The sequence below is a fragment of the Paucibacter sp. PLA-PC-4 genome (genome assembly GCF_026241155.1).
Lineage (GTDB): Bacteria > Pseudomonadota > Gammaproteobacteria > Burkholderiales > Burkholderiaceae_C > Roseateles_E.
Genome location: NZ_JAPFGP010000001.1, coordinates 119,499 through 145,043, shown reverse-complemented (window position 1 = coordinate 145,043; position 25,545 = coordinate 119,499). Strand labels below are relative to the sequence as shown.

Genomic DNA, 25,545 nt, shown 5'->3' with positions numbered 1-25,545 from the left:
CTCAGCCACCCGCCTTGGCGGTCGCGATGAAGCCGCGGTACCAGTGCGCGCTGTCCTTGGCCATGCGCTCTTGCGTTGCATAGTCCACATGGAAGAGGCCGAAGCGCTTGGTGTAGCCAGAGTTCCACTCGAAGTTGTCGAGCAAGCTCCAATAGAAGTAGCCGCGCACATCGACGCCCAGCTCCACCGCGCTGGCCAAAGCCTGCAGATGGCTGCGCAGATAGGCGATCCGCTCGACATCGGGCACCTTGCCGTCGACCACCGTGTCGGCATTGGCCATGCCGTTCTCGGTGATGAAGATAGGCGGCGGCGAGTATTCGCGGGTGATGCGCACGAGGTGCTGGGTCAGCGCCTTCGGGTAGATCTCCCAACCCATATCGGTGAAGCCATGTTTGCCGGGTGCCGGCAGTGCCGGGCTTTGCGTGGAGATGAAGCTGCGGGTGTAGAAGTTGACGCCCAGAAAGTCCAGCGGCTGCTGGATCGCAGCCAGGTCGCCCTCCTCGATCCTGGGGGCATCCTCGCCCAGGTACTCGATGATGTCGGCCGGGTACTGGCCGCGGAACACAGGGTCCATATACCAGCGCACATTCAGGCCGTCGTCGATGCGGGCGGCGCGGCGGTCGTCCTCACGCAGATTGTCGGCCGGGAAGGCGGGCGTGTGGTTCAGCACAATGCCGAGCTTGCACTTCGTCAACACGCGCATGGCCTTGATCGCCTCGCCATGGGCCAGCAGCAGGTGGTGCGAAACCTGGGCGGCGGTGGCGCGGCTGGTCTGGCCGGGGGCGAACTGGGCGGTCTCGTAGCCCAAGGTCGCCACGCACCAGGGCTCGTTCAAGGTGGATATGCTCTCCAGCCGGTCGCCGAAGCGGCGCGCGACCTCGGCAGCATAGTCGGCGAACAGAGGCACGATCTGGCGCGAGGGCCACCCGCCGAACTCGTCGTGCAACGCGGCCGGCAAGTCCCAGTGGTACAGCGTCGCATGGGGTTTGATGCCAGCAGCCAGCAACTCATCGATCAGCCGGTCATAGAAGGCGAAGCCCGCCTCATTCCACGCGCCGCGGCCCAGTGGCTGCACGCGCGGCCAGGCGATCGAGAAGCGGTAGGCCTGCAAACCCATCCACTTCATCAGCGCGACATCGTCCTTGTATCGGTGGTAGTGGTCGCAGGCAAGGTCGATGTTGGAGCCGTCGTTGATACGGCCCGGCTCGGTGCAAAAGCGGTCCCAGATCGACGGGCCCTTGCCCTCCTCGGCAGCTGCGCCTTCGATCTGCGCGGCACTGGTGGCCGAGCCCCACTGGAAGTCTGTGCGGAAGGCGCGGCATAGATCGCTGAGGGCTGAAGGATTGGGATCGATGGCGTTCATGGGCGGTTTCAAGTAATGCGGGAGAAAAAGGAAAACAGCAGGGCTCAGCCGCGCACGGCGCCCGAGGTCAGGCCGGCCACCAGTCGCCGGGCGCTGAAGAAGTAAGCGATCAAGAGTGGAAGCATCGCGATGGCACTGCCCATCATCAAAGCGCCCCACTCGGTGTTGTTGGGCGCCTGCATGGAGCGCAAGGCCAGCGGCAAGGTGTAGTTTTCGGCCGAGCGCATCACGACCAGGGGCGCAACGAAGTTGTTCCAGGACGCAATGAAGGTGATCAGGCCCAGCGTGCCCATCGCCGGCTTCAGCAAGGGCAGCACGACGCTCCAGAAGATGCGCAACTCGCCGCAGCCGTCCATGCGTGCAGCGTCCAGCAGGTCCTTCGGGATCGCCGAGCCGATGTACTGGCGCATCAGGAAGATGCCCAGGGCGCTGGCCGCCGCCGGCACATACAGCGCACGCGGCGTGTCGATCCAGCCTAGGAAGTCCATCACCATGAAGCTGGGAATCATGTTGAGGAAGCTGGGCAGCATCATCGAACCCAGCACGATCGCAAACAGCGTCCTCTTGAATCGGAACTCGTAAACCGAGAAGCCGTAGCCGGCCAGCGAGCACAGCAAGAGATTCAGCGCCGTCGTCAGGCTGGCCACATAAAGACTCATGCCCAGATTGCGCCAAAAGGGCAGGCGCTGCTCCAGAAGCTCCAAATTCGACAGCGAGGACAGGCCGAACCACAGCGGCGGCGGCGAGTTGAAGATCTCGCTACGGCCATGGCTCGCGAACACAAAGGTGAAGTACAGCGGCGCTACCAGCAGCAAGGCGCCGAGACCGACCAACAGCCAGGCCAGCCAAGGCCGGTCTTTCCATCGCGAAGAGCTATTGCGCATGGGCCCAACGAGCACGGTGGGATCAGCGTGCTGCATGCTCACCTCGCGCGTCGCTGCCGAACAGCTTGGCATTGAGCCAAGTCAGCGCGGCTATCAGGAAGAACAGCAGCCAGGACACGGCCGAGGCGGTGCCGAAGTCGCCGTCCGAGAAAGCCAGCCGGTACATGAAGATGGCACTGGTCATCACCGACTGGCTGGCGCCGCGCTCACTGTCGACCAGAATGAACGGCTCCTCGAAGAGCTGCAGGCTGCCGATGATGGTCAGGCTTACCGCGAAGAACATCATCGGACGCAAGAGCGGCAAGGTGATGTAGCGGAATTGCTGCCAAGGCCGGGCGCCGTCCAGTGTGGCGGCTTCATACAGGTCCTTGTCGATGACCTGCAGCGCCGACAGATAGAGAACCAGGTTCCAGCCCAGATAGCGCCAGAACACGACAAAGGCCACAGCCGGCTTGGTGGTGTCGGCGTCGCCCAGCCAGTCGATCGCGCCGCCATGACTTTGCAGCACCGCCTCCAGCGGGCTGCCCAGCAGCGGGATGCGGGTCAGCTCGGCCATCAAGGCGTTGACCAGACCGTAGTCCTTTGATAGCAGGGTCGTGAAGATCAGCGCGATCGCAACGCTGGAGGTGATGTAGGGCACGAAGTAGGCGCCGACCAGCAGATTGCGTCCGCGCTTGACACGCTGGTGGATGAAGAAGGCCAGTGGCAGCGCCACCAGGTGCTGCGGCAGGCCGGAGACCAGCGCGAACCAGACGGTGTTGTAGAGCGAGTCGTGGAACCACGGGTCGGTGACGGCATACCAGTAGTTCTCCAAGCCGACCCAGTGCATGGTGTGCAGGCCCTCGGCCGGGTTCCACTGGTGCAGCGACAGATAGATGGAGAACAGCAGTGGGAACAGACCGAACACCGCGAACAGCAGGAAGAAGGGTGCGATAAAGAGATAGGGCGCAAAGCGGCGCGTGAGCAGGGGCCGGGCCATCATGCATCCCTCCCTGGGCGGCGGCGCGTGCGGCGCTCAATCAACTCGCGCGCATCCTTCAGCGCGGTGGCGATGTCTTTGCCGCGCGTGACGACTTTCTCGAACTCGTCGCGGATGATCGTGGTGGCCAGCACGTCGAAGGGGCTGACCGGCGTGGCCGGCACGCGGGCCGCCGTCTCGCGCCACATCTGGCGCGCCACCTGGCCCCCGAGAAAAGCAATCGGCTCGTCCATCAAGGGGTCCTGGTGGGCGGCCAGCAGGGCCGGGTAGCTATCGAGCACACGCAGCGAGTTGATCTGCACCGCCTTATCGGCCGTCATCAGACGGATGAAATCCCAGGCCGCATCCTTGTATTTCGCCTTCTTCGGGATCGCATAGAAGGAGCCGCCATAGGCCGCCTGTACGCCGCCGGGCAAAGGAGCGGAGCGCCACAGCCCGGCCGTATCCGGAGCCAGCCAGTTCTTCAGGTGGCCGACCAGCCAGGCACCCATCATCTGGGTCGCGATGCGGCCCTGCTTGAAGCCGGCCGCCCAGTCATTGCTCCAGGCAGATGCATGGGCGTCGAGCCCGGCCTGGCGCGCCGCGAGACCCAGCTCGAAGGCTCGACGAAAGCGCTCGCTTTCAACCAGAACCCGGCCCGAGGCATCGAAGTAGATGCCCTCCCCGTCCTTCAGGCCCTGACGCAGCGCGATATCGCGCAGGTCGGCGGCGTCGGCCATCAGCAAGGCACCGGTGGCCGCCTTGATCTTCTTGCCGGCCGCCAGATACGAGGCCCAGTCTCGGGTGATCTCGGCCTCGCTGACGCCGGCCTTGTCGAGGATGTCCTTGCGGTACAGCAAGGTGCCGGGACCAATATCGGCGGGCATCGCCAACTGCGCGCCCTTGCGGCTCTGCCCCTGAATCAGCGCATAGCGGACGTAGTCGCCAGCCATCATGCCGGCGTTGTACGGCGCCTGATTCAGATCGATGAAGCCGCCCGAGGCGGCGAACTTGCCGATGAAGCGCAAATCGATGGCCATCACATCGGGCAAGCCGGAGCCGGTGGCCAGGGCCGTGGTCATGGCCATATGGTGGTCGGCGTACTGCATCGAGACGATCTTCAGCTCGATGCCGGGGTGGCGCTGGGCCCACAGAGCGGCCGCAGCCTTGGCAGCGCGGTCGAGATCGGGGAACGTAGCGACGCGGAGTTGCGGCTTGGGCAGCTGCGCCTGGCCCTGGGCGCCAGCCCAGCCAAAGTTGAGCATCAGCAGGGCCAGCGCAATGACGGTCTTGAGTTTCACCTGGAGTCTCCGTGAGGTACTGGTGCGGTGGCTCAGCCTAAGGGCTTTGCCGATTCACGGGAATGCAGACTTGCCGCCATCACGCTGCCCTCGATCAGCCGCCTCAGAAGCGGTATGCCGCCTTGACGCCGTAGGTGCGCGGCGGGTTGTAGAAGCTGACCCAGGTGCTGGTGTCGCCGATCCAGGAGGCATCGGTCTTGACCATCTTGTCGGTGGCATTGTTGACAAAGGCCTCCAGTTCCCATCGGCCCTTGCCGTCCTCATAGCGCAGGCTCAGGTCCACTTTGCTGTAAGCCTTCTGCGTACGCGCTTCGGCGAAAGAACCGGGCTTTACCGCAGCGGTGGGTGCTGTGTTGAAGTTGCTCAGATAGCTGCGGGCCTGGTAGTGCACGCCAATGCGCGGCGTCAGCCGGCCACTGCCCAGCGCGAAGTCATGTTCAAAGGCCAATGTGGTGCTGAACTTGGGTGCATGCGGCAGCTTCGAGCCCTTCAGATTGACGAAATTGGCGGTGTTATTGCAGTCCAAGAGGGCCGAATCGCAGGTCAGAAAATCGTCGTACTGTGCGTTCAGCACCGAGGCATTGCCCATCAGCCGAGCGTCGCGCGTCAGGCGCCAGCTCAGCTCGGCCTCGACGCCCTTGATCGTCGCCTTCGCGGCATTGCTGGTGACGAGCTGCTGCTGGCCATTGGGCTGGTACTCGATCGCCGATACCTGCATATCCTTGTACTTCATCCAAAAGGCTGCGAGGTTCAGCGCCAGGCTGCGCTGGAAGAACTCGGCCTTGGCGCCCAGCTCCACATTGGTCAGCTTCTCCGGCAGATGGCGCCGGCCGCCGTCCGACAGGCCGCCGGACTTGAAGCCGGTGGACAGGGTCGCATAGGTCAGCAGATCGGGGCTGGCCTTGAACTCACCGCGCAGCAGATAGGTGGAGGCGTCGTCGCTGGTCTTGCCGTCGTTGGCGCCGCCGCCGGGCCAGGTGCCGGGCGCATGGACGCTGCCACAGCTGGCCACATCGACAGGTCCGCCGGGGCCGATCAGTCGGCCGCCGTTAGCGATGGTGGCGCCGAAGTCGGGGCAGACCCAGTTGCGGCCGCCGACGTCCTGTTTCTTCTCGTCGGTGTAGCGGGCGCCGGCGGTCAACTTCAGGTCCTTCGTGAAGGCGAAGGTTCCCTGGCCGAATACCGCCTTGGAATCCAAGGTGCGCTTGGGCTGGATGAAGGACATGGCCCAGGCCACATCGGTCGGCAACACCGGGTTGATCACGATGGGGCCGCTCCCAGCCGCGACCGCCGTCTTCGAGATGTCGATGTCGAAGCGGATCTTGTTGTCTTCCTTGATCATGAAGGCGCCGGCGATCCACTGGAAAGGGCCGCTGTCGGTGCTCTTCACATTGACTTCATGGGTGTAGTTGTCGAACTGCGACCACTCAGTGCGGTGCTCCTGCTTGAAGCCGGGCTGGGTGCCGGCATCGTTGTCGCTGGCGTTCTGGCGCTTGAGTCGGCTCCAGCTGCCGATGTAGCTGACTTCGATCGCGTCGCTGGGCCGCCAGTCGACACGGCCACGGTAGGTGATGATGTCTTGGTCCAGATGTCCGGGCGTGTCGATCAGGGCCGAGCGCAACTTCTGGCCGGGGCGCGGCTGCTGCATCAGCGAGACCTGGCCGGTACCCTGATCGCGGTAGTACTCGGCCGCGACGGTGGCGGTCAGCGCGGGGCTGGGCTCCCACAGCAAGGTGCTGCGCACACCGGCCTGGTCAGAAGCACCGTACTTACGCGCGCCGGGCTGCACATTGGAGCGAGCCTGAAAGTCCACCCATCCGTCCTGCTTTTCCTGGATCGCGGCGACTCGCAGGGCCAGCGTCTCGCCCAGCGGCACATTGAGCGCGCCCTGCAGAGTGGTGCGATTGCGGTCGCCCAGCAGCATGCTTCCCGAGCCGCCGAACTGTCCAAGCTTGGGCTTGGCGGTGTTCAGATTGACCGAGCCGGCCGTCGCATTGCGGCCGAACAAGGTGCCCTGCGGACCACGTGCCACCTCGACGCTCTCCAGGTCATACATCAGCACCGTCGCGCCCTGAGGCCGCGGCGAGTAGACGCCGTCCACATGGAATGCCACGGCCGGGTCACCCAGCTCGGTATGGTTGGTCGAGCCGATTCCGCGCAGGAACACATGGACGCCGCCCGAGTCACCGTGCTGTTCGATGCTCAGGTTCGGCACCAGGGCCTGCATCGTCGACAGATCCTTGACGCCGGCGCGCTCCAGCTCCTTTTGCGTCAGCGCGGTCACGGCCAGCGGCGTTTCCTGCACAAAGGTCAGGCGCTTGGTGGCCGACACCGTGACGCGCTCCAGCGCAGTCGGCGCCTCGGCACTGGACTGGGCCATGGACTGGCCCGAAGCGCCGAATCCGGCAATTATCGCGGCGGGCACCAGGGCCAGCCGCAGGCATGCGGTCTTGTTTGCGATCATCTTTGTCTCCATCCATCAGTGTGGTCGGAACGCCGTCGGGTGGGCCCGGCGACGCGGTGGAATCCGGCGCGGTCTGTTGCCGCGCCTGTTGTCTTCCTACGCAATTGACAACGTTGTCTTTATTGCTTGGCTGGATTCTGACAACGTTGTCATTTCCGGTCAACAAAGGGTCTTCCCGTAGTTTTGCTTCAGGCTTTTTGGATGGCCGCACGACGGCGGCCGGCCGGGGCATGCGGCAGGGCCGAAGTCGAATCGCGCACCACCAACTCATGCGCGACCACCCGGGGACCGGACTCCCCATCGGGGGCGATCAGCAAGTCCACCGCCGCCCGGGCCATCGCTGCGACCGGCTGGCGTACCGTGGTCAGCGGTGGCCAGACCAGGCTGGCCGCTGGCGAATCATCGAAGCCGGCGATCGACAGATCGGCCGGCACCGCCAGGCCCAGGCGCTGCGCCGCCGCGAGCACCCCCAGCGCCATATCGTCATTGCTGGCAAACACCGCCGTGGGCCGCTGGCGCCGGCTCAGCAGGGCGTGCGCGCCCTCGACGCCTGAGGGATAGGTGAAGTCGCCCTGGTAGACCAACTCCGCTTCGACTGCGAGCCCATGCGCTTGCATCGCCTGCGCAAAGCCCTGGTAGCGCAGCGCGGAGGCGGCCTGGTCGGTCGCACCGCGGATGAATCCGATATGGCGATGGCCAAGACTTAAGAGCAAATTCGTCACCTCCTCGGCAGCCTGCACATCGTCCATGCGCACGACGGCGCTGCGCTGGTCAGGCAGCCCTGGCGACATCTGCACACAGGGCGTATTGCTGTCGCGCAATGCCTTCAGCACCTTGGGGTTGTCGCAGATCGGTGGCGCCAGGATCATGCCGTCCGGCCGCAGCGCCGACAGCATGCGCTCGACTTGGCTCTCGATGTCCGGCGCATCGTTATCCAGCGACTCCACCACCAGGTGATAGCCCGCCTCGCGGCAGCGCAAGGTCGCCCCCTGCTGCACGCCGCCGACAAAGGCCGCGCTGGGGTCGTAGTACAGCAGCCCGATCAGGAAGGAGCGGGCCCCGGCCAGGCTGCGGGCCGACAGCTTGGGCCGGTACTTCAGCTCGGCCACTACTTTCAGCACCTGCTCACGCGTCTCCTCGTGCACGCCGGCCTCATGATTCAAGACTCGCGAGACGGTCTTGATGGACACGCCGGCCTGCGCGGCGACATCGACGATGGTGGGGGCGCGAGGACTGGGGTTCATGGGCCGGGACTGTGCCATAGCTGGTGGCTTTGGGCAGGTCGCGCGGATCGCGACGCCAACCAGGCCTGGAATCTCAGCGTCACAGAGGAACCTCTTGATCCTTCACCACCAGGGCCTGCAGCTTCAGCACGGTAGCCCAGTTTCTTGTTGTGATCGACTTGCCGGCTTTGCCGTGCAAGGCTTCCCCTGCTGGGCTTTCCAGGAGGCCTCTTGCGCAGTGCAGATACGCAGCGCTCTTGCCGACCACGAACCGCTCGGGCGGCACGACCAAGGCCTCGACCGCAGCAAGCTCACAGAGCGTGGCCGTGCTCTGGGCAAAGACCACCAGGAGTCGCGAATGATTGGCCGCGTTCTCGGCCAAGGGGTTCTCGCCGACGATGGCAGCCAGTTCTTTAGCCGACTTGACGACGACAGGCACTTCCATCTTCAGCGCTCTCAGTATGGCCGCGGCGATGTCTTGCGCATGCTGGGCGGGCGTGCCCTTGGCGGCGCGAAACACGACGTTGCCGCTGTTCAGCAGCGTGGCTATGCCGGTGTATCCCAACTCGGCCAACAGGTCTCTTAAATCGGCCATCGGAATTCGCTTAGCCTTGCCAACATTGATGCCGCGCAACAGGGCTACGAACTGGGACATAGAGGACGCCTCTGCGTGGGTGGGGACTCATGGCGCTCGCAAGTACCCGGTCCCGGTGACGGATGGCTAAGCCACCATGTTGATGACGGCCTCGATACGCCAACCTTCCGGATCGACAACGTAGGCGGCGTAGTAGTCAGGCCCGTAGTCGGGCCGAAGACCGGGAGCGCCATTATCTTTCCCTCCGCTGCGCATTGCGGCCTCGTGGAAGTGGTTGACCGCCTCCCGGCTCGGCGCCGAAAAGGCGAGATGAAATCCCGGGCCAGGAGCGATAGCCCCGTTCGGACACTGCTTCAGCGCCAGCTTGTCGCCGCCGCCCGGCTCCCCGTAGCCCACCGCTTGCGTGTCCTCATCGCCCTCGAAGTCCGTCCACACACGCACATAGCCCAAAGGTTGGAGGACCGCATCATAGAAGTCGGCTGCCCGCCGAAGATCTCTGACTCCGAAGGAGAGATGGTGAAGCATCGGCATGGCTTTGTTTCGGGAAACTGTATAAAACATCAGTATACCGAGGGCAGCCAGCCTGATTCACTCAGTACATCGTCAGCCGCTGCCGCTCCTCCAGCGCAGCGTCATAGGAAGCGCCATCGACCCGTGCACTCAGGGCCTGCAGGATGCTGCCGGTCGAGGGCAGCGCCCTGCGGGCGATCTGCGCGGTCGGCTCCCACAGCCCCGAGCGCTTGATCGCGCGGGCGCATTGAAAGAACACCAGCTTCACCTCGATGACCAGCACCGAGCGGGGCAGCTTGCCCTCGAATTCGAAGCGCTTCAGCAGCACCGGCGACGCGCTGATGCGGGCTGTGCCGTTGACGCGCAAGGCCTCGCCGATGCCGGGGATCAGAAAGAGCAAAGCGACCTCGGGGTCATGCAGCACATTGCGCAGGCTGTCAATGCGGTTGTTGCCGCGCCGGTCGGGCAGCAGCAGGGTCTTCTCGTCGGCCACCGTGATGAAGCCTGGCGCATCGCCGCGCGGCGAGCAGTCCAGCCCGCGAGGGCTGCGCGTGGCCAGCACCGCGAAGGGCGCGGCCTCGATGAAGGGCCGGTACATCGGATGGATGTGGTCGCACTCTTTGTCCAGCGTGGCCGGCGCCTCAGGCGGTGGATAAAGGCCTCGCAGCTTATCCAGACTGTCGAGGTCGTGGCTGCGATCTTGCCAGGCTGAGCTCATCACAGCGCTCCGAAGACCTTCTTCAAGATCGCGCTGCCGGTGCCGACCGGATCCCTGCGGATCTTCTTTTCCTCCTCGCCAATCATCAGATACAGGCCATCCAGCGCTTTGCCCGTCACGTACTGCTGGATATTGGCGTCCTCGCTGCGGATCAGGCCCATGCCGGCCGCCTTGCCGGCCACCGCGTTGTACTTGTCGGCCAGCTTCACTTTCTGGGTCGCACGGCCCACGATGGGCAGAAACTTCTGGCCCAGCGGCTCGCGGGTCTTGTCGGCAAAGAACTGGGTGGCGGCATCGTCGCCGCCGCGCAAAATCTTCAGGCCGTCCTCTACGCTCATATTCTTCACCGCCCCCACCAGCAGGCTCTTGGCCTCCGGCATCGCCGCCTCGGCGGCGCGGTTCATCGCGGTCAGCAGCTCGTCGACGCGCTTGCCCTGGCCGGTAGCTTTCAGCAGCTTGGCTCCATCCTTCAGATAACCTGGCAGCTCGATGCGCACCAGTGGGTTGCCCAAGAAGCCATCGGGCTTGCCGAGCAGCCCCACCGCCGCCACCGCGCCGCGTTCCAGCGCCGTGCGGATACCGGACGCGGCATCGGTCTCGTTGAGCGCGGCTCGCGCGCCAAACGCCGGCAGCAGCAGGCCAGCGGAACAGACAAAGTGACGACGATGCAGCATGACGCGAGGCTCCCTTGAATCGATGGCCTATCTTGCCATCAGCCGAACCGGGCCAGCCGCTCGGTGATCAGCGCATAGAAACCATCGGCATCCAGCCCGCCCAGCACATGAGCGTTGGCCGCTTGGCCCGTCACGCCCCACCAGTCGATCACCGTCATGCCCTGGGTCAACGGGCTGGCCGTCTCGATCGCCACATGGCAGTCGCGGCCAGTGAACAGCTCGGGACGCAGCAGCCAGGCAATCACGCAGGGGTCGTGCAGCGGCCCGCCCTCCTGGCCATACTTCTGCTCGTCAAAACGCTCGAAGAACTCCAGCCATTGCGCGACCGCCTCGCCCAGCGATGTACCCAGCGCACGGATCGCGGCGACGCGCGCTCGCGTGGTCAGCGCCTGGTGCGTGACATCCAGCGGCGCCATCGTGATCGCCACGCCAGAGCGGAACACCAAATCGGCCGCATGCGGGTCCACATAGATATTGAACTCGGCAGCTGGCGTGATGTTGCCGCCCTCGAAGCCGCCGCCACCCATCAACACGATGCGTTCGATGCGAGCCGCCACTCGCGGCTCGCGCGCCAGCGCCAGCGCGATATTGGTCAGCGGCCCGAGAGGACACAGGATTACGCTGCCGCTGTCCTCGCGCATCAAGGTATCGATGAGGAAGTCCACCGCATGGCCCTTGGCCAGCGCCATCGTCGGCTCCGGCAGCGTAGGCCCATCAAGCCCGGTCTTGCCATGGACAAACTCGGCCGTCACGAGGGTTTTGAGCAGCGGCCGATCGGCACCGGCGTAGACCGGGATGTCGCGTCGGCCGGCCAGCTCGCAGACCATCAGCGCATTGCGGCTGGTTAGCGCCAACGGCACATTGCCGGCCACCGTCGTCACACCCAGCACCTCCAGCTCCGGACTGGCCAGCGCCAGCAGGATCGCGACCGCATCGTCTTGACCCGGGTCGGTGTCAATGATGATCTTCTTGCGTGGGGTCATCGTCATGCCAAGGCCTCCACATCCTGATCGATTGCGCCGAAGGGGCTCAGCCCGTCAGGGCTCTTGAGTTCGAGGCGCAGCGAGTCGCCGGACTTCAGCGCCGGCATGGCCTGCGGCTGCAACGACTCGCTGCCGACAATGCTGCCGGCACGCAGCCGGCGCGTCCGGGCTGCATGGGCGATCAGTTGTCCCAGATGCCAGCGCGCCCCCGTATCGCTGCCATCGCCGCCACTCTTGCGTCCGTTCACCATGGCTTGCAGCGCCAGCCTGGCCCGCCCGCCCTGCCAGGCCTCGCCGAGCTCGTCGGGCGTCATCGCCACCGGCGCAAAGGCGGTGGCGGGCCGGCTCTGCAGCAGGCCTGCCCCGCGCGCGCGCTCGGCCGGCTCCAGCTTGCGCAGCAGCCAGCAGCCGGCCAGAGCCAGCAGGCGCACCCCCTCCAGCGCCTGCTCGGGGCCGGCGCCCTGGGCCACATCGCCACAGACCGCCGCCAGCCGCGGCTCGCAGCCCAGGCTCATCGCCTCGGCGCCAAAGCGCAGTGTCTCGCAAGCGCCGATGAAGTCGTCGCTGCCGACCTGCTGCATCAGCGGCTCGGCCGCCTCCTCGTCATGGCTTAGGGCCTCGATGCACTGGTAGGCGCGCGGCAACGGCGCCATGCAGAGCTTGGGATCGAATGCAAAGGCATGGCGCAGCTTGCCGTGGTTGATCTGGGTGTAGAGCTCATCGAGCTGGGGCGACAGGAAGTTCCAGTCGTCGAGCACCTGCTGCAGCCGCGTGGCGATGCCGTTGGCATAGTGGGCGGAGCTGAGGTCACGCGAGACCACGATCAGCTGGCCGTCGCGGGAACCGTCGTTGTAGCTGGCAAGTTTCATTGGATAGGTCGGCTGCTGGGCAAGAAGCAGCATTGTCCGATGTCTCGCCCTGTCCTCACCACTGCCGTGGGTCGCCGCCGGCGCGCTGGCCCTGCACTGGGGCGCTGCTGAACGGACTCGACGACGGGCCTGCGCAGCCCCACCAGGCCGGCCAGCCAAGCGCTAGCGCTAGTGCGATGCTGACGCGGCAGCAAGAGATCGTCGTGCCGGCGCGCAGCGCCGGCCGCGATACCGAGCGCCCCGCTCATTGCCGCAACGCCGGCTGCCGCCTTGCTCTGGCGCCGTGAGCTGCGCCAGAGCAAGGCCAGAGCGGTCGCCGATCTGAGCTGGCAGCCCGATGGCACGCACTTGCGGGCCCGGCTGGAGCGCGAGCTGGCAGGGTGCGAGCTGCGCGGCTGGCGCAGCGAGGGCGGCTCTGACCCGTAAGGCCTGGCCCCGAGCGCTTCGCCCAGCAGCGCGGCGGCCGCGACAGCCAGGCCACCAATTTTCGCCGCGCGCAGGCACTGATCAGCCACTCAACGAGCCCCACGCTGCTGCCGGCAGGTGTGCAGGACCGGCTGACCTGGATGATTCACCTGGCCGCGATGCCTCCCGCGCGCCCCGCGCCACGCCGACCCTGCACCATGCTGAGCCTGCCGGCTGCCGGCTGCCGGCCTGCGCGCCGATCTCGCCACCTGACGCCTTGTCGTGCAGCGCTGCGAGGACCTGGCACTGCCAGCCGGCAGGGTGAGAGAACGCACTACATCTGCAACGCAAGGCGCTGGGGCACTACGAGGCTGCGCTCGATGTCTGGCTCGACTCCGCCAGCCAGCAACTGCTGGTGCAGCTGCGCCATGCCGGCGCGTACGGCCGGACTTGACGGCTGAGAGTGTATTCAGAGGCGCAGGACTGCCGAAGCGGCGCCGCCACGGCCCATGCGATCATCGCCCCATGCTGCCTCGCATCCATGAAGACATCACGTTTCGCAAGCTCGAGATCCTGATCAGCTTTCTTGAAAGCGGCAGCCTCGCACGGGCCGCCGATCGGCTGGGCATCAGCGCGGTCAGCGTCCATCGTGCGCTGCACTCGCTGGAGTCCGGCACCCGCTGCGCGCTGTTCAGGCTCGAAGGCCGCAATCTGCAGCCGACCGAAGCCGCCCACGCCCTGGCCGAGGTGGCGCGCGACATCTTGCAGCGCATGGACGAGGGCGTCCGCGCCACCCGGGCGCTGGCCGGCTATGGCTCGGAGCGCATTCGCATCGGCTCGCTGTACTCGCTGACCAGCGGCACCGTGCCGGCCCTCATCATGGCGCTCAAGCTGCGCAAGCCCGATGTGCAGGCGGAGCTCATCCTGGGTTCCAACAACGACCTGCTGCAAAAGCTGCGCGACGGCAGCATCGACGCAGCCGTGATCGGTCAGCCCGAGGGCTGCGCGGACCTCGAAAGCCAGGCCCTGTTCGACGACAACATCTACTTCGCGGCCCCGGAGGGCTCAGCCTACGCCGGCCTCGCCAGCGTCGCACTGGAGGACTGCGCGGACGAGCGCTTCGTCAGCCTGCAGGAGGGATTCGTGACCTACAGCCGCTTCATGGACGCCTTCCGGCTGGCCGGCTTCGAGCCGCATGTGGTGATGAAGACCAATGACATCTTCTCGCTGATGAACCTCGTCGGTGGCGGCATCGGCTGCACGCTGCTGCCCGGCCGTGTCCGCAGCGTGCTGCCACCCAATGTTCGGCTAATTCCGCTGGACGCGCGCTATGCGATGCGCCAGTCCATCGCGCTGTGCTTTCTGCGCAGCCGCGAACGCGATCCGACTCTGCTGGCCCTGCTGGCCGCCAGCCGCACGCTGCGCATCCCGGCGAGCTGAACTCGCCTAGGCCTGCCGACCGTTCCGCTGGCCGTAAGATTTCGCCGCCCGGGTTGATTGACCGCCGGCAGCGCAGCCCGTACCGTCCAGCTCCATGGACCGCATCAACCGAGACACGAAAGCACGCAACCGCAGCGCCCGCCTCGCGCGCGCTGGCGCAGACCTGGGAACCGAGCTGACGGGCAAGCGGGTGGCGAGCGCGGCCATCGGCAGGCTGCTGGAGGCGGTGCTCGAACCGGGCGACCGCGTCTGCCTGGAGGGCAACAACCAGAAGCAGGCCGACTTCTTGGCCAAGGCCCTGGTCCAACTGGACCCGCAGCGGGTACACGATCTGCACATGGTGCAGTCGGTGCTGGCCCTGCCCGAGCATCTGGACATCTTCGAGAACGGCATCGCCAGCACCCTGGATTTCAGCTTCTCCGGACCGCAGGGCGCACGCCTGGCCAAGCTGGTCAGCGCCGGGCGCATCAACATCGGTGCGATCCACACCTATCTGGAGCTGTTCGCGCGCTACTTCATCGACCTGACCCCCAAGGTCTCGCTGATCGCGGCGCACGCCGCCGATGCCCAGGGCAATCTCTACACCGGTCCCAATACCGAGGACACCCCGGCCATCGTCGAGGCTACGGCCTTCTCTGGTGGCATCGTGATCGCCCAGGTCAATGAGATCATGCCTGCTGGCCGGCCGCTGCCGCGGGTCGACGTGCCTGCCGACTGGGTGGATTTCGTCGTGCTGGCCCCGACACCCAATTTCATCGAGCCGCTGTTCACCCGCGACCCGGCCCAGATCAGCGAGATCCAGGTCCTTATGGCCATGATGGCGATCAAGGGCATCTATGCCGAGTACGGCGTGCAGCGGCTCAATCACGGCATCGGCTTCGACACCGCGGCCATCGAGCTGCTGCTGCCGACCTATGGCGAATCGCTGGGGCTCAAGGGCAAGATCTGCAAGCACTGGGCGCTCAACCCGCACCCGGCGCTGATCCCTGCCATCGAGGCCGGCTGGGTCGAGTCGATCCACTCCTTCGGCTCCGAGCTGGGCATGGAGAACTACATCCGCGCCCGCTCCGATGTCTTCTTCACCGGCGCCGACGGCAGCCTGCGCAGCAACCGCGCCTTCTGCCAGGCCGCCGGCCACTACGCCTGCGACCTCTTCATCGGCTCCACGTTGCAGATCGATCTGCAGGGCAATAGCTCGACCGCCACGCTGGGCAGGATCGCCGGCTTCGGAGGTGCGCCCAATATGGGCGCCGATGCCCGCGGCCGGCGCCACGCGAGCCCGGCCTGGCTGAAGGCCGGGCGCGAGGCGCGCGGCCACCTGAGCGGCGCAGCCGCCACGCCGCGCGGTCAGAAGCTGGTGGTGCAGATGGTCGAGACCTTCCGCGAGCATATGCAACCCGCCTTCGTCGAGCGGCTCGACGCCTGGGAATTGCAGGAGCAGGCCGGCATGGCGCTGCCGCCCATCATGATCTACGGCGTGGATGTGAGCCATGTCCTGACCGAAGAGGGCATCGCCAACCTGCTGCTGTGCCGCAATGACGAGGAGCGCGAACAGGCGATACGCGGCGTCGCCGGCTACACCGCGGTCGGCCTGGGGCGCGACCAGCGCGCCGTCGAGAACCTGCGCGATCGCGGCGTGATCCGCCGCCCGCAAGACCTCGGCATTGACACGCGTCAGGCCACCCGCAATCTGCTGGCCGCCCGCAGCATGCGCGAGATCGTCAAAGCCTCGGGCGGACTCTACAGCCCGCCCAAGCGTTTCCGCAACTGGTGACCGGGCACCACGGCAAAGCAATTCAGGAGAGACAGCGATGAGCCCCATCCCACCCGGTCTGGAAACCCTGGACTTCCGGTTCACCGGCAGCCGCAGCGTGCCGGCCTTCGCCTCGGTGCTGGTCGGCGTGGTCGGCTCCGGCAATCTCGAGGTGATGCTGGAACCGGTCGCAGGGCCGGATTGCGTGATCCAGGTGCAGACCTCGGCGCGCGGCTTCGGCACGATCTGGGCGGCGGTGCTGGACGACTTCCAACGCCGCCATCAGCTCGCCGGCCTGCGGGTCTCGATCAACGATATGGGCGCGACGCCCGCCGTGGTCGGCCTGCGGCTCGACCAGGCCGTGCAGGAACTGTTGCCATGAGTCAGACGCTCTCCTATGCCGAGTGCTCGGCGCGCGAGCGCCTGGCCAAGCTGGTCGACGCGGGCAGCTTCCATGAATGGCTGCCGCCGACCGAGCGGCTCAGCAGCCCGCACCTGGCGCAGCTGGGGGTACCCTCGGCTTTCGACGATGGCGTGGCCATCGGCCGGGCACAGTTGGCCGGGCGGCCGGTCTTCGTCGCAGCCCAGGAAGGCGCCTTCTTAGGCGGCGGCGTCGGCGAGGTGCATGGCGCCAAGCTGGTTGGCCTGCTGCAGCGCGCACTGCGGGACCGACCGGACGCGGTGCTGTTGCTGGCCGAGTCCGGCGGCGTGCGCCTACATGAGGCTAATGCCGGCCTGATCGCGGTGTCGGAGGTCATGCGCGCGGTGCTTGATGTCCGGGCGGCTGGCATCCCCGTCATCATGTTGATCGGCGGCGCCAACGGCTGCTTCGGCGGCATGGGCATCGTCGCACGCTGCGCCGACCGCGTTGTGATGAGCGATATGGGCCGGCTCGCAATGTCGGGGCCCGAGGTGATCGAGGCTTCGCACGGGGTCGAGGAGTTCGATGCCCGCGACCGCGCGCTGGTCTGGCGCACCACTGGCGGCAAGCACCGCTGGCTGAGCGGCGATTGCGACGCGCTGGTCGATGACGATGTCGCCGAGTTCCGCGCCGCTTCCATCGTCGCCCTCGATGCCCCGAGTCCAGTGAGCCTGGCCAGCCTGGAGGCCGAACATGCGCTCCTGACCGCCCGGCTGGCCCTGCTCGAAGACACGGCCTGTGACGGGGACGAAGCCACCATACTTTGGACGCGCCTGGGTGTCGGCGCGGCCGCCCGCGTGCCCGATCTCGAGGTGGCCGCCGTGCGCGACCTGCGCACCCTTCCCCTCTAAGGAATCACAATGGATTGGCAACTCTTGGCCGGCCAGCTGTTCGGCACCGATCACGGCATCGAACGGGAGGGCGACTTCCTGCACGGCACGGTGAACTTCGACGGTACAGCGATCACCATCACCGGCACAACGGCCCACGCCCCGATCGGCATACGCCTGGCCCTGGCGCAGGCGCGCGTGATCCTCGACACCGTTACCCGCCACCCCGGCCGCAGCATCCTGCTGCTGATCGACACACAGGGCCAGCAGCTGCGCAGACGCGATGAGCTGCTGGGCATCAACCGGGCGATGGCTCATCTGGGTACAACCATCGACTTCGCGCGCCGCCACGGCCACCGCGTCCTGGGCTTGGTCTACGATCAGGCACTATCAGGCGGCTTCATCACCTCGGGCCTCATCGCAGATGCATGCGATGCGCTGCCCCAGGCCGAGATCCGCGTGATGCGCATCCCGGCGATGGCGCGCGTCACGAAGCTGCCGCAGGCGCTGCTGGAGCGGTTGTCGGTCGCCAACCCGGTGTTCGCGCCGGGCGTCGAAAACTATGTCGCGATGGGCGGCGTGCGCCGGCTCTGGACGGGCGATCTCGCCGAGGCGCTGCGCCAGGCGTTGCGAGACGCGCCCACCGAGGACAATCGGGCCACAGTCGGCGCCGCGCTCGGCGGACGGCAGATGGCGGCCTCGGTGATCCAGCGCGTGCTGGACGCGGCCTGAGCGGGAGACGCCGATGCGCTTGCATCGACACCAGCTTGCACGCCTGACGCCGGGCGGATGGGACGCCGTGCGCGGCCAGGCCCGCGACGAATTGGAACAGGCCTGCCTCGCCCATTGGGCCGACGCCGGCCTGCCGCTGGTGATCACGCAGCAGCGCTGCGGCAGCGGCTCCGACGCGACGGTGATCGCAATGGGCCTGTCGGCACCGCTGCGCTGGGAGCGGCGCCGGATCTGCCTGCAGGTGCCGCGCGCCGAGGTGCTGTGCTTCGACGAGTTCCCGACCGGCCCGCAGATCGCGCCCCTGCTGCCGACCCGCGCACGCGCCGCCTGGGAGCGCCTGTGCGCCGCGCTGCGCACGGCGGGGGCGACCCCGCGTGTCTACGGCAGCTACGGCTGGCAGTTTCTGAGCGGCGCCGGTCACCTGCACGGCAGCTCCGACCTCGACCTGTGGCTGTCGGCGGCCGAGCCGCAGCAGGCCGACCAGATCGCTACGCTATTGCACGACTTCGAGGCCGAGGGCCTGCGCCTGGACGGCGAGCTGCTGTTCAACGGCGACAGCGCGGTCTCCTGGCGCGAGTGGGCGGCCTGGCGGTCCGGGCGCTGCAGCGCCGTCCTCGTGAAGACCATGGACGGCAGCCGGCTGCTGCGAACGCTCGACAAGCTGCTGGGGCTGCAGATGTCGGAGGCTGCGTTATGAGCCCGTTGGCGTACCCCTCCTTCGACGAACAGCCGCTGCTCTCGCCCGCGCAGATCGGCCGGTCCGCAACGCTGGCGCTTCGGGATGAACTCGTGCTGTCGCCCAAGCCGGGCCTGGTCACGCTGAGCAACACGGGCAGCCACAGCGATATGGACGCCCGGACCTTTATGCGCAGCCTGCTGGCGCTGCGCGGCTACTTCGTCGAGATCGCACATCTGGGTAGCGAACTCGCGCCTTTTACTGCGCTGGAGCGCTGCGGAATCAAAGCCGAAGCGCAGATGCTGGCGGCGACCGGAGGCATCAACACCCATCGCGGTGCGGTCTTCCAGCTCGGCTTGCTGTGCGCGGCGGCCGGAGCCGCCTCGCGTGCCGGCGTGCCTATCACGGCCGCGAGGGTTCGCGCCACGCTGATCGAACAGTGGGGTGCCGCACTGCGTGCGCGCGCAGCGCGGCCTTCGGCCCTGCCCGGCGGCATCGCGGCGCGCCGGCTCGGTCTGCGCAGTGCCTCGGAGGAGGCGGCGGCGGGTTTCCCGGTGGTCTTCGAGGTGGCGCTACCGACCCTGCACGCGGCGCTGGCACGCGGCCTGAGGCCATCGCTGGCACAGCTCGATACCCTGTTTCACATCATCGCGGTCCTGGACGACAGTAATCTGGCACACCGTGGCGGCGCCGAGGGGCTCGCGTTCGCGCAGCGCGCGGCGCGCGGCTTTATCGCTCAGGGCGGCGCCGCGGTGCCTGACGGGCTGGCACGCGCTCTACGGATCGGCAAGGCCTTCGTCGCGCGGCGGCTTTCGCCCGGCGGCGCGGCGGATATGCTGGCAAGCAGCTGCTGGATGATGCGCCTGGGCGCGGCCTGAATGAGCTTGGCCCTGATCTTCAGCGGCCAGGGGCACCAGCATGCCGGCATGCTGCCTTGGCTAGTGCCTGACGCACTGACCCAGGCGCTGTGCGAGCGCCTGGGCATCACTGACTGGCGCGCAGCGATGGCCGACCCAGCCTGGGCGTGCCGCAACCGCAACGCACAGCTGCTGATCACCGCGACGGCGCTGGCCGCCTGGAGGCAGCTGGCCGACGAGCTGCCCGAGCCGCTAGGCGTTGCCGGCTACAGCGTCGGCGAGCTGGCGGCCTTCGGCGCCGCCGGCGTGCTGGCGCCCGAAGATGCCCTAGCGCTGTCGGCCCAGCGGGCCGAGCTGATGAATGACGCTAGCCGAGCGACACCCGGCGGACTGATGGGCGTGAGCGGCCTAGGCCGCGAAGCCCTTTTGTCGCTGCTACGTGATACACCGCTGACCATCGCGATCTCGAATGGCGAGGACCGCGTGGTGCTGGGTGGACCGCAGCGCGCACTCGATGATTTCGAGCCGCTGGCCGGCCGCCACGGCGCCCGCTGCACCCGTCTGGCGGTCGATGTGGCCTCGCACACCGCGGCGATGCAGCCGGCCGCAGACGGCTTCGCCGGGCGACTGCGCCTCGTGCGGTTTGAGGCGCCGCACTGGCCTCTGTTCAGCAACACGGCGCAGCGGATCTGGCGCACCGATGCGGCACGCGACGCGCTGGCCCGACAGATCGCCAGCACGGTGCATTGGGACGAATGCATGGACCAGTTGGCGATGCGCGCACCGCGCTGCGTGCTGGAAATCGGCGGCGGCCAGGCCTTGGCCGCGCTGTGGAACCAACGGCATCCGGACATCCCGGCCCGATCCGCCGACGAGTTCAGGTCCAGGCAGGGACTGAGCCGTTGGGTCGCGCAGTGCTGCAGCGCCTGAACACGACGCGCGCGCGTCTGCGGGTTTGCTCCCAACATCTCCTGAAGCCGTAACGGTCCGTCACCCGGCTTGATTGAAGCGGCCGGGCACCCCCGATACCGGGCGATACCAAAGCGGCCAAGCTGCTGCCACAGAAGACAAGCCATGAACATCCACTGGATGTCGATTCTTCCGCTCGCGGCCATGTTCGTCATCGCCACCGTGCGGCCAATCAATATGGGGGTGCTGGCCTTTGTCGGCGCATTTCTCGTCGGCACTTTCGTGGCGGGCATGAACGCCAAGGCCATGATCGCCGGATTCCCCGCCGACCTCTTCCTGACGCTGGCCGGCATCACCTATCTGTTCGCGATCGCGCAGAACAACGGCACCATTGATTGGCTGGTCAAGATAGCGGTGCGCGCGGTGCGCGGCAGGATCGAAGGGATTCCGTGGATCATGTTCTTCATCGCGGCAGTGCTCACCTCGGTGGACGCCGTCAGCCCTGCGGCAGTGGCCATCATCGCTCCGATTGCGCTGGGCTTCGCAGCCAAGCACGGCATCAACCCGCTGATGATGGGCTTGATGGTGATCCATGGCGCGCAGGCGGGCGGCTTCTCGCCGATCAGCATCTACGGCGGCATCACCAACAAGATCGTCGCCCGCTCCGGCCTGCCGCTGAGCGAGCTGACGACGATGCTGGCCAGCTTCGGCGTCAACTTCGTCGTCGCGCTGGGCCTGTTCGTGATGCTGGGCGGCATGAAGCTGATGCGCCGCCGATCCCCCAGGTGGCGCGTGCTCAGGGCGGCCCCCAGGTCTTCGGCGGCGCCGAGGCCGAATCCTTCGGCGAGGGGCGCCGGGTCGCGAACAGCCGCTCCTCGGTGCTCGGCCAGGTCAACACCCAGACCTTCCAAAGCACCAATGTCCATCAAATCATCACCGCGCTAGGATTGTTATCGCTGGCCGTGCTGACCCTGGTCTACAAGCTCGACATCGGCTTTGTGTCGATCAGCATCGGCTTGGCGCTGAGTCTTCTGCAGCCGCGGCTGCACAAGAGCGCGCTCGGCCAAGTATCCTGGCCCGAGATCATGCTGATCGTCGGCGTTAGCACCTATATCGGCGTGATGGACAAGATGGGCACGATCTCCTACGTCGGCAACAGCGTGGCCCAGCTGACATCACCGCTTGTGGCGGCCCTGCTGCTGTGCTTTGTCGGCGCGGTGATTTCGGCGTTCGCATCGTCGACCGCGGTGCTAGGCTCGCTGATCCCGCTGGGCGTGCCCTTTTTGCAGGGCGACAACAGCGGCATGGCGATCGGCTTCATCGCGGCGATGGCGGTCTCATCGACCATCGTTGATGTCAGCCCCTTCTCGACCAATGGGGCACTGGTGCTGGCGAATGCCAAAGGCGTGGACCGGGAGCGCTTCTTCCGCACGCTGCTGCTCTATGGCGGCGCCGTCACGGTGCTGGTGCCGGTGCTGGTGTGGCTGCTCTTCGTGGTGCTCTGAGGCCGAGCCGGAGGTGTCAGACAGGGGGTTTGAGCGGGTCGCCCATCCGTGATCTTGTGACGCTTCCACCACAAAGTGCGAAGACCCCATCCCCCGAGACGCGGGACTTTCTGAGACTATTTGTTCGTGGTCGGCATGAAAGTCGCTTGAAAGGGCTTAGTCTGACCACAGCTAACGGGCACAGGAGTACTTCATGCACATGCTTTACAACTCCCCCAGCTTCATCGTCGTGCAGTTCGACGTACCGGTCGCGGCCGGTCTGCGCGCCAACGATGAGATCGAGCCCGAGTTCCAGCTCAGCCGCGGCGGCTTTGAGATTGTCGACAAGTTCGCCCGCAAGGAGATCTTCATCGAGGGCGCGCTGGCCGAACAGTTCCAGCAAGGGGTCGAGACCCTGATGGGGCAGGACCCGTCCGAAGAGGACCTCGATGACTTCATTGAGACCTATGCCAGTCTTGGCAACCAGCCGGTCGTGATGCACTAACTAATTCCTGCCAAGCGCCCGGCAATCGCCCGCCAGGCCTTGTTCTCGGCGCGGCTGTGCGCCAAGATGGGGCTCAACACGCCGACTGGCGTGGGTTGGTGAGGAGTACCCCATGGTCAAGCGTCTGTCGGACACGCGCGTGTTGCCCTCCCCCGGACTGGCCAAAGCCCCGGTGCTGGATCGCATGTGTTCGCATTTCGTGCTGACACTGACCGTCAAGCATGCGGGCCGCTTCAATCTGCGGCGCGATTTCAACGGCCTGCTGTCCTTCACCGGCCGCCACCTGGTCTGGCCGGTGCGAGTGCTGACACGGCTGCGGGCCTATCTGGCCCGGCGCTGCCAGGGCAATGAGCTATGGACCGGCCACGAGGCGCTCAGCGACGAGATGTTTCTTGAGCACCACGGCGTCTGGAACGGCCCCTTCGCCGAAGCCACGCTGTTTTTCTACCTCGACGAATACATCAAAGACGCGCCCAAGGACATGCTGGCCCTGCTGGCCACCACCTGCGAGCTGCTGGATCGGCAGTTAAAGCAGGAGTCGACCCTGGTCGAGAAGAATATTGCCGCTTTAGGCAATTTGCTGCAGCTCAATCCCGCCGAGCGTGCCATCTTGCTCTACGGCACCTTGGCCCGCTACCAGCGCGAGCTGCGCGGCGCCCTGGTCGAGTTCAAGGTCAACACCGCGCAAGAAGCGTTCGCGGCGATCGCGGCGGTGGCCGATGTCAATGCACAGGAGGTCGCAGAGGCCTTGCGCGCGGGCTCGCGGCTGGAACGCATCGGCATGGTCGAGAACCTGATCTCGGAGCACAACATCACCGATCTGGCCGATCTGATGAAAGTCAGCGACCAGCTGCCGCCGGTGCTGATGCGCGAATATCCGGCTCCGGGCGATCTGATGGCGGTGTTTACCCGCCCGGCCACCAAGAGCGAGCTGACGCCGAGCGACTTCCAGTTCGTCGCCGAGGACCTGGGCGTACTGGGTACGTTGCTGCGCCAGGCGGTTGCGCGCCAGCAGGCCGGCGTGAATGTGTTGCTCTATGGCCCGCCGGGCACCGGCAAAACCGAGCTGGCCAAGGTCGCGGCCCAGGCCGCCGGTCTTGATCTGTACGAGGTCGAGTACGCCGACCGCGACGGCAACTCGCTGTCCGGCCGCGACCGCTACCGCTCCTTGCAGATCAGCCAGCAGTTCCTGAAGGCCAGCCAAAACGTGGCGCTATTGTTCGACGAAGTCGAGGACGTGTTCCCGCCACTGTCCACCGACACCGTGCAGCTGATGGCCCGGCTCGATGCCGCACTCGATGCGCCGGCCTCGGGCTCGGTATCGGGCAAGGCCTGGGTCAACCAGATCCTCGAGACCAATCCGGTGCCGGTAATCTGGGTCACCAACCGTATCGAGCAGATCGACCCGGCATTCAGGCGCCGCTTCCAGTACCACCTCGAATTGAAGTCGCCGCCGCCCGGCGCCCGCCTGGGCCTGGTGCAGCGTGCGCTGTCCGATGTCGCGGTCAGCGCCGAGTTCGCAGCCCGGCTGGCCGAGCGGCGCGGCCTGACCCCGGCCCAGATCCGCACCGCGGTGCGCTTCGCGCAGCTGGCCGGCGCGGCAGACGAGGCCGAGGGACTGATCGCGCGCCAGCTTCAGAACGCCGACAAGGCACTGGGCCATCAGTCGCATGAGCGCGGTCCGCGTGAGGTGGTCACCCGCTATGCGCTGGACCTGTTGAATGTTGAGTCTCGCTTCGAGATCTCGCGCATCCTTGAGGCATTGCAGCGGCGCGGCCGCGGCAATCTGTGCTTTTACGGTCCGCCCGGCACCGGCAAGACCGCACTGGCCGAGCACATAGCCCAGGCCTTGGGCCGGTCGCTGATGGTGCGCCTGGCCAGCGATCTGGCCAGCAAATTCGTCGGCGAGACCGAGCAGAACATGGCTCGCATGTTCGAGGCAGCGACGCAGGAAGACGCGGTGCTGCTACTCGACGAGGCCGACAGCTTTCTGCGCAGCCGGCGCATGGCCGAGCGCAATTACGAGGTCAGCGAGGTCAACGAGATGCTGGCCGGCATGGAGCGCTTTGCCGGCATCTTCATATGCACCACCAACTTGTTCGAGGAGCTCGACGAGGCGGCGCTGCGCCGTTTCGCCTTCAAGATCCGCTTCAAGGCGCTGCGCGCCGAGCAGCGCGAGACCATGTTCGCGCATGAAGCGGGTTTGGCCGGCGTGGCCGAGCTGGACGCCGAGCAGCGCGAGAGGCTGGCCGTGCTGGACCAGCTCACCCCGGGTGACTTCGCCGCGGTGCGCCAGCAGGTTGAGATCCTCGGCGAGGCCTTCACGCCAGACGAGTTCCTGTCCCAGCTCGAAGGCGAGCACCGGGTCAAGCCGGAGGTCAGGCAACGGCGCGGGATCGGATTTCGCTAGCTAGCCGCGCCGACCCGCCAGGGCCTGAAGGGCACGGCAAACGCCAAGGCTGATCGCAGCGGCGGCGAGCAGCATTGCAGCAGTGTGAACGAGCAAGGCCGCGAGCGCTAGGGCCAAGGGGCCCGCTGCGCTGACTCCCCGGCCCGATGCGTCCGCGATACACAGCGGGAGCAGCGCGGGCACCAGCATCAGCCCGGCGCCATGGACGGTAGCCATCATGAAGGACCCGAGCCCCAGGCCGAGCGAGCCGGCCGGCAGCAGGCGGGCGCCATCAGGTCTGCACAGGTGCAGCATCATCACGACGATCAGCAGCCCAGCCGCAAGCCCCAGCAGCAGCCGGCGGTCGATGGCCAGGTCCGTCACCACCATGGCCGCCACCAGCGCGATCGACAGCAGGTGCCTGAGCGCCAGCGCACCCCAGGCCCTCAGCGCCCGCGAGTGCTCGCGCGAATGTGCAAGACCCCATGCGGCGGCGAGCGGCCAGCCGGAGCTGGGACTCAAGCCATGCAGCGCGCCGACGCCCGCGACCGCCAGCCAAGGCGAAAGTTCGCTCATCGCTCCTCCACTCATTCGCCCAGGCG

General features: G+C 66.5%; 24 protein-coding genes and 1 pseudogene. 12 read left to right on the top strand and 13 right to left on the bottom strand.

Going from position 1 to position 25,545, the window contains the following annotated elements:
- Position 1: 1 nt before the first annotated feature.
- The 12 genes from OOZ63_RS00730 to OOZ63_RS00675 form a co-directional block, all read right to left on the bottom strand.
- The gene (locus OOZ63_RS00730) at positions 2–1,363 is read right to left on the bottom strand and encodes a GH1 family beta-glucosidase (protein WP_266003393.1); all 1,362 of its coding nucleotides are present in this window, start codon (positions 1,361–1,363) and stop codon (positions 2–4) included.
- Positions 1,364–1,407: 44 nt separating this feature from the next.
- On the bottom strand, positions 1,408–2,247 hold the full coding sequence (locus tag OOZ63_RS00725; RefSeq protein ID WP_266003392.1) for a carbohydrate ABC transporter permease: 840 nt from the start codon (positions 2,245–2,247) through the stop codon (positions 1,408–1,410).
- A 22-nt stretch (positions 2,248–2,269) separates the two neighbouring features.
- On the bottom strand, positions 2,270–3,229 hold the full coding sequence (locus tag OOZ63_RS00720; RefSeq protein ID WP_266003391.1) for a carbohydrate ABC transporter permease: 960 nt from the start codon (positions 3,227–3,229) through the stop codon (positions 2,270–2,272).
- A complete protein-coding gene (locus OOZ63_RS00715; RefSeq protein ID WP_266003390.1) occupies positions 3,226–4,506 on the bottom strand; it encodes an ABC transporter substrate-binding protein in 1,281 nt (426 codons plus the stop codon). Before OOZ63_RS00715 ends, OOZ63_RS00720 begins: the two co-directional genes overlap by 4 nt.
- A gap of 103 nt (positions 4,507–4,609) precedes the next feature.
- The gene (locus tag OOZ63_RS00710) at positions 4,610–6,970 is read right to left on the bottom strand and encodes a TonB-dependent receptor (protein ID WP_266003388.1); all 2,361 of its coding nucleotides are present in this window, start codon (positions 6,968–6,970) and stop codon (positions 4,610–4,612) included.
- Positions 6,971–7,158: 188 nt separating this feature from the next.
- The gene (locus OOZ63_RS00705) at positions 7,159–8,214 is read right to left on the bottom strand and encodes a LacI family DNA-binding transcriptional regulator (protein WP_266003387.1); all 1,056 of its coding nucleotides are present in this window, start codon (positions 8,212–8,214) and stop codon (positions 7,159–7,161) included.
- 79 nt (positions 8,215–8,293) lie between these two features.
- On the bottom strand, positions 8,294–8,848 hold the full coding sequence (locus OOZ63_RS00700; RefSeq protein ID WP_266003386.1) for a DUF1697 domain-containing protein: 555 nt from the start codon (positions 8,846–8,848) through the stop codon (positions 8,294–8,296).
- A gap of 66 nt (positions 8,849–8,914) precedes the next feature.
- The gene (locus tag OOZ63_RS00695; protein ID WP_266003384.1) at positions 8,915–9,349 is read right to left on the bottom strand and encodes a VOC family protein; all 435 of its coding nucleotides are present in this window, start codon (positions 9,347–9,349) and stop codon (positions 8,915–8,917) included.
- A gap of 31 nt (positions 9,350–9,380) precedes the next feature.
- Positions 9,381–10,016 (bottom strand): pyridoxamine 5'-phosphate oxidase family protein, encoded by a 636-nt coding sequence (locus OOZ63_RS00690; protein ID WP_266003383.1) that lies wholly within the window; start codon positions 10,014–10,016, stop codon positions 9,381–9,383.
- On the bottom strand, positions 10,016–10,687 hold the full coding sequence (locus OOZ63_RS00685; protein WP_416234681.1) for a DUF4197 domain-containing protein: 672 nt from the start codon (positions 10,685–10,687) through the stop codon (positions 10,016–10,018). Before OOZ63_RS00685 ends, OOZ63_RS00690 begins: the two co-directional genes overlap by 1 nt.
- 41 nt (positions 10,688–10,728) lie before the next feature.
- Entirely contained in the window at positions 10,729–11,679 is a 951-nt protein-coding gene (locus OOZ63_RS00680) for a nucleoside hydrolase (protein WP_266003381.1), read from the bottom strand.
- Entirely contained in the window at positions 11,676–12,542 is an 867-nt protein-coding gene (locus OOZ63_RS00675) for a fumarylacetoacetate hydrolase family protein (RefSeq protein ID WP_266003773.1), read from the bottom strand. The genes OOZ63_RS00680 and OOZ63_RS00675 overlap by 4 nt, the downstream gene beginning before the upstream one ends.
- Before the next feature lie 270 nt (positions 12,543–12,812).
- On the opposite strand from OOZ63_RS00675, the gene OOZ63_RS00670 reads away from it, so the two are divergent.
- The 12 genes and pseudogenes from OOZ63_RS00670 to OOZ63_RS00615 all read left to right on the top strand — a co-directional run bounded on the left by OOZ63_RS00670 (position 12,813) and on the right by OOZ63_RS00615 (position 24,964).
- Positions 12,813–12,968 (top strand): hypothetical protein, encoded by a 156-nt coding sequence (locus OOZ63_RS00670; protein WP_266003380.1) that lies wholly within the window; start codon positions 12,813–12,815, stop codon positions 12,966–12,968.
- Between the two features lie 504 nt (positions 12,969–13,472).
- On the top strand, positions 13,473–14,387 hold the full coding sequence (locus tag OOZ63_RS00665; RefSeq protein WP_266003379.1) for a LysR family transcriptional regulator: 915 nt from the start codon (positions 13,473–13,475) through the stop codon (positions 14,385–14,387).
- A 94-nt stretch (positions 14,388–14,481) separates the two neighbouring features.
- The gene (gene mdcA, locus OOZ63_RS00660; RefSeq protein ID WP_266003378.1) at positions 14,482–16,161 is read left to right on the top strand and encodes a malonate decarboxylase subunit alpha; all 1,680 of its coding nucleotides are present in this window, start codon (positions 14,482–14,484) and stop codon (positions 16,159–16,161) included.
- Positions 16,162–16,198: 37 nt separating this feature from the next.
- The gene (mdcC, locus tag OOZ63_RS00655; RefSeq protein WP_137942709.1) at positions 16,199–16,522 is read left to right on the top strand and encodes a malonate decarboxylase acyl carrier protein; all 324 of its coding nucleotides are present in this window, start codon (positions 16,199–16,201) and stop codon (positions 16,520–16,522) included.
- Positions 16,519–17,412: a biotin-independent malonate decarboxylase subunit beta gene (locus OOZ63_RS00650; RefSeq protein ID WP_266003376.1), complete on the top strand. Its 894-nt coding sequence runs from the start codon at positions 16,519–16,521 to the stop codon at positions 17,410–17,412. The genes mdcC and OOZ63_RS00650 overlap by 4 nt, the downstream gene beginning before the upstream one ends.
- 9 nt (positions 17,413–17,421) lie before the next feature.
- Entirely contained in the window at positions 17,422–18,123 is a 702-nt protein-coding gene (locus OOZ63_RS00645) for a biotin-independent malonate decarboxylase subunit gamma (protein ID WP_266003375.1), read from the top strand.
- A gap of 13 nt (positions 18,124–18,136) precedes the next feature.
- Positions 18,137–18,820, top strand: coding sequence for a malonate decarboxylase holo-[acyl-carrier-protein] synthase (gene mdcG, locus OOZ63_RS00640; protein ID WP_266003374.1), 684 nt, complete (start codon positions 18,137–18,139; stop codon positions 18,818–18,820).
- Positions 18,817–19,677, top strand: coding sequence for a triphosphoribosyl-dephospho-CoA synthase (locus OOZ63_RS00635; RefSeq protein WP_266003373.1), 861 nt, complete (start codon positions 18,817–18,819; stop codon positions 19,675–19,677). The genes mdcG and OOZ63_RS00635 overlap by 4 nt, the downstream gene beginning before the upstream one ends.
- Positions 19,678–20,586 carry an ACP S-malonyltransferase gene (locus OOZ63_RS00630; protein ID WP_266003372.1) on the top strand — a complete coding sequence of 303 codons (909 nt, stop codon included), beginning with the start codon at positions 19,678–19,680 and terminating at the stop codon, positions 20,584–20,586.
- A gap of 144 nt (positions 20,587–20,730) precedes the next feature.
- Positions 20,731–22,070: pseudogene (locus OOZ63_RS00625) on the top strand (SLC13 family permease).
- A gap of 193 nt (positions 22,071–22,263) precedes the next feature.
- On the top strand, positions 22,264–22,554 hold the full coding sequence (locus OOZ63_RS00620; RefSeq protein WP_266003371.1) for a DUF3567 domain-containing protein: 291 nt from the start codon (positions 22,264–22,266) through the stop codon (positions 22,552–22,554).
- A gap of 112 nt (positions 22,555–22,666) precedes the next feature.
- The gene (locus OOZ63_RS00615) at positions 22,667–24,964 is read left to right on the top strand and encodes an ATP-binding protein (protein ID WP_266003370.1); all 2,298 of its coding nucleotides are present in this window, start codon (positions 22,667–22,669) and stop codon (positions 24,962–24,964) included.
- On the opposite strand, the gene OOZ63_RS00610 is transcribed toward OOZ63_RS00615, so the two are convergent.
- A complete protein-coding gene (locus tag OOZ63_RS00610) occupies positions 24,965–25,519 on the bottom strand; it encodes a hypothetical protein (RefSeq protein ID WP_266003369.1) in 555 nt (184 codons plus the stop codon). It abuts the gene before it with no gap.
- Between the last annotated feature and the right edge of the window lie 26 nt (positions 25,520–25,545).

Excerpts from the sequence above, each read along its gene's own strand:
- OOZ63_RS00690 (WP_266003383.1), bottom strand. The coding sequence starts at position 10,016 with ATGAGCTCAGCCTGGCAAGATCGCAGCCACGACCTCGACAGTCTGGAT.
- OOZ63_RS00630 (WP_266003372.1), top strand. The coding sequence starts at position 19,678 with ATGAGCTTGGCCCTGATCTTCAGCGGCCAGGGGCACCAGCATGCCGGC.
- OOZ63_RS00620 (WP_266003371.1), top strand. The coding sequence starts at position 22,264 with ATGCACATGCTTTACAACTCCCCCAGCTTCATCGTCGTGCAGTTCGAC.
- OOZ63_RS00695 (WP_266003384.1), bottom strand. The coding sequence starts at position 9,349 with ATGTTTTATACAGTTTCCCGAAACAAAGCCATGCCGATGCTTCACCAT.
- mdcA (WP_266003378.1), top strand. The coding sequence starts at position 14,482 with ATGGACCGCATCAACCGAGACACGAAAGCACGCAACCGCAGCGCCCGC.
- mdcG (WP_266003374.1), top strand. The coding sequence starts at position 18,137 with ATGCGCTTGCATCGACACCAGCTTGCACGCCTGACGCCGGGCGGATGG.
- OOZ63_RS00675 (WP_266003773.1), bottom strand. The coding sequence starts at position 12,542 with ATGAAACTTGCCAGCTACAACGACGGTTCCCGCGACGGCCAGCTGATC.
- OOZ63_RS00610 (WP_266003369.1), bottom strand. The coding sequence starts at position 25,519 with ATGAGCGAACTTTCGCCTTGGCTGGCGGTCGCGGGCGTCGGCGCGCTG.
- OOZ63_RS00680 (WP_266003381.1), bottom strand. The coding sequence starts at position 11,679 with ATGACGATGACCCCACGCAAGAAGATCATCATTGACACCGACCCGGGT.
- OOZ63_RS00635 (WP_266003373.1), top strand. The coding sequence starts at position 18,817 with ATGAGCCCGTTGGCGTACCCCTCCTTCGACGAACAGCCGCTGCTCTCG.
- OOZ63_RS00710 (WP_266003388.1), bottom strand. The coding sequence starts at position 6,970 with ATGATCGCAAACAAGACCGCATGCCTGCGGCTGGCCCTGGTGCCCGCC.
- OOZ63_RS00645 (WP_266003375.1), top strand. The coding sequence starts at position 17,422 with ATGGATTGGCAACTCTTGGCCGGCCAGCTGTTCGGCACCGATCACGGC.
- mdcC (WP_137942709.1), top strand. The coding sequence starts at position 16,199 with ATGAGCCCCATCCCACCCGGTCTGGAAACCCTGGACTTCCGGTTCACC.
- OOZ63_RS00720 (WP_266003391.1), bottom strand. The coding sequence starts at position 3,229 with ATGATGGCCCGGCCCCTGCTCACGCGCCGCTTTGCGCCCTATCTCTTT.
- OOZ63_RS00615 (WP_266003370.1), top strand. The coding sequence starts at position 22,667 with ATGGTCAAGCGTCTGTCGGACACGCGCGTGTTGCCCTCCCCCGGACTG.
- OOZ63_RS00730 (WP_266003393.1), bottom strand. The coding sequence starts at position 1,363 with ATGAACGCCATCGATCCCAATCCTTCAGCCCTCAGCGATCTATGCCGC.
- OOZ63_RS00650 (WP_266003376.1), top strand. The coding sequence starts at position 16,519 with ATGAGTCAGACGCTCTCCTATGCCGAGTGCTCGGCGCGCGAGCGCCTG.
- OOZ63_RS00700 (WP_266003386.1), bottom strand. The coding sequence starts at position 8,848 with ATGTCCCAGTTCGTAGCCCTGTTGCGCGGCATCAATGTTGGCAAGGCT.
- OOZ63_RS00665 (WP_266003379.1), top strand. The coding sequence starts at position 13,473 with ATGCTGCCTCGCATCCATGAAGACATCACGTTTCGCAAGCTCGAGATC.
- OOZ63_RS00705 (WP_266003387.1), bottom strand. The coding sequence starts at position 8,214 with ATGAACCCCAGTCCTCGCGCCCCCACCATCGTCGATGTCGCCGCGCAG.
- OOZ63_RS00725 (WP_266003392.1), bottom strand. The coding sequence starts at position 2,247 with ATGCGCAATAGCTCTTCGCGATGGAAAGACCGGCCTTGGCTGGCCTGG.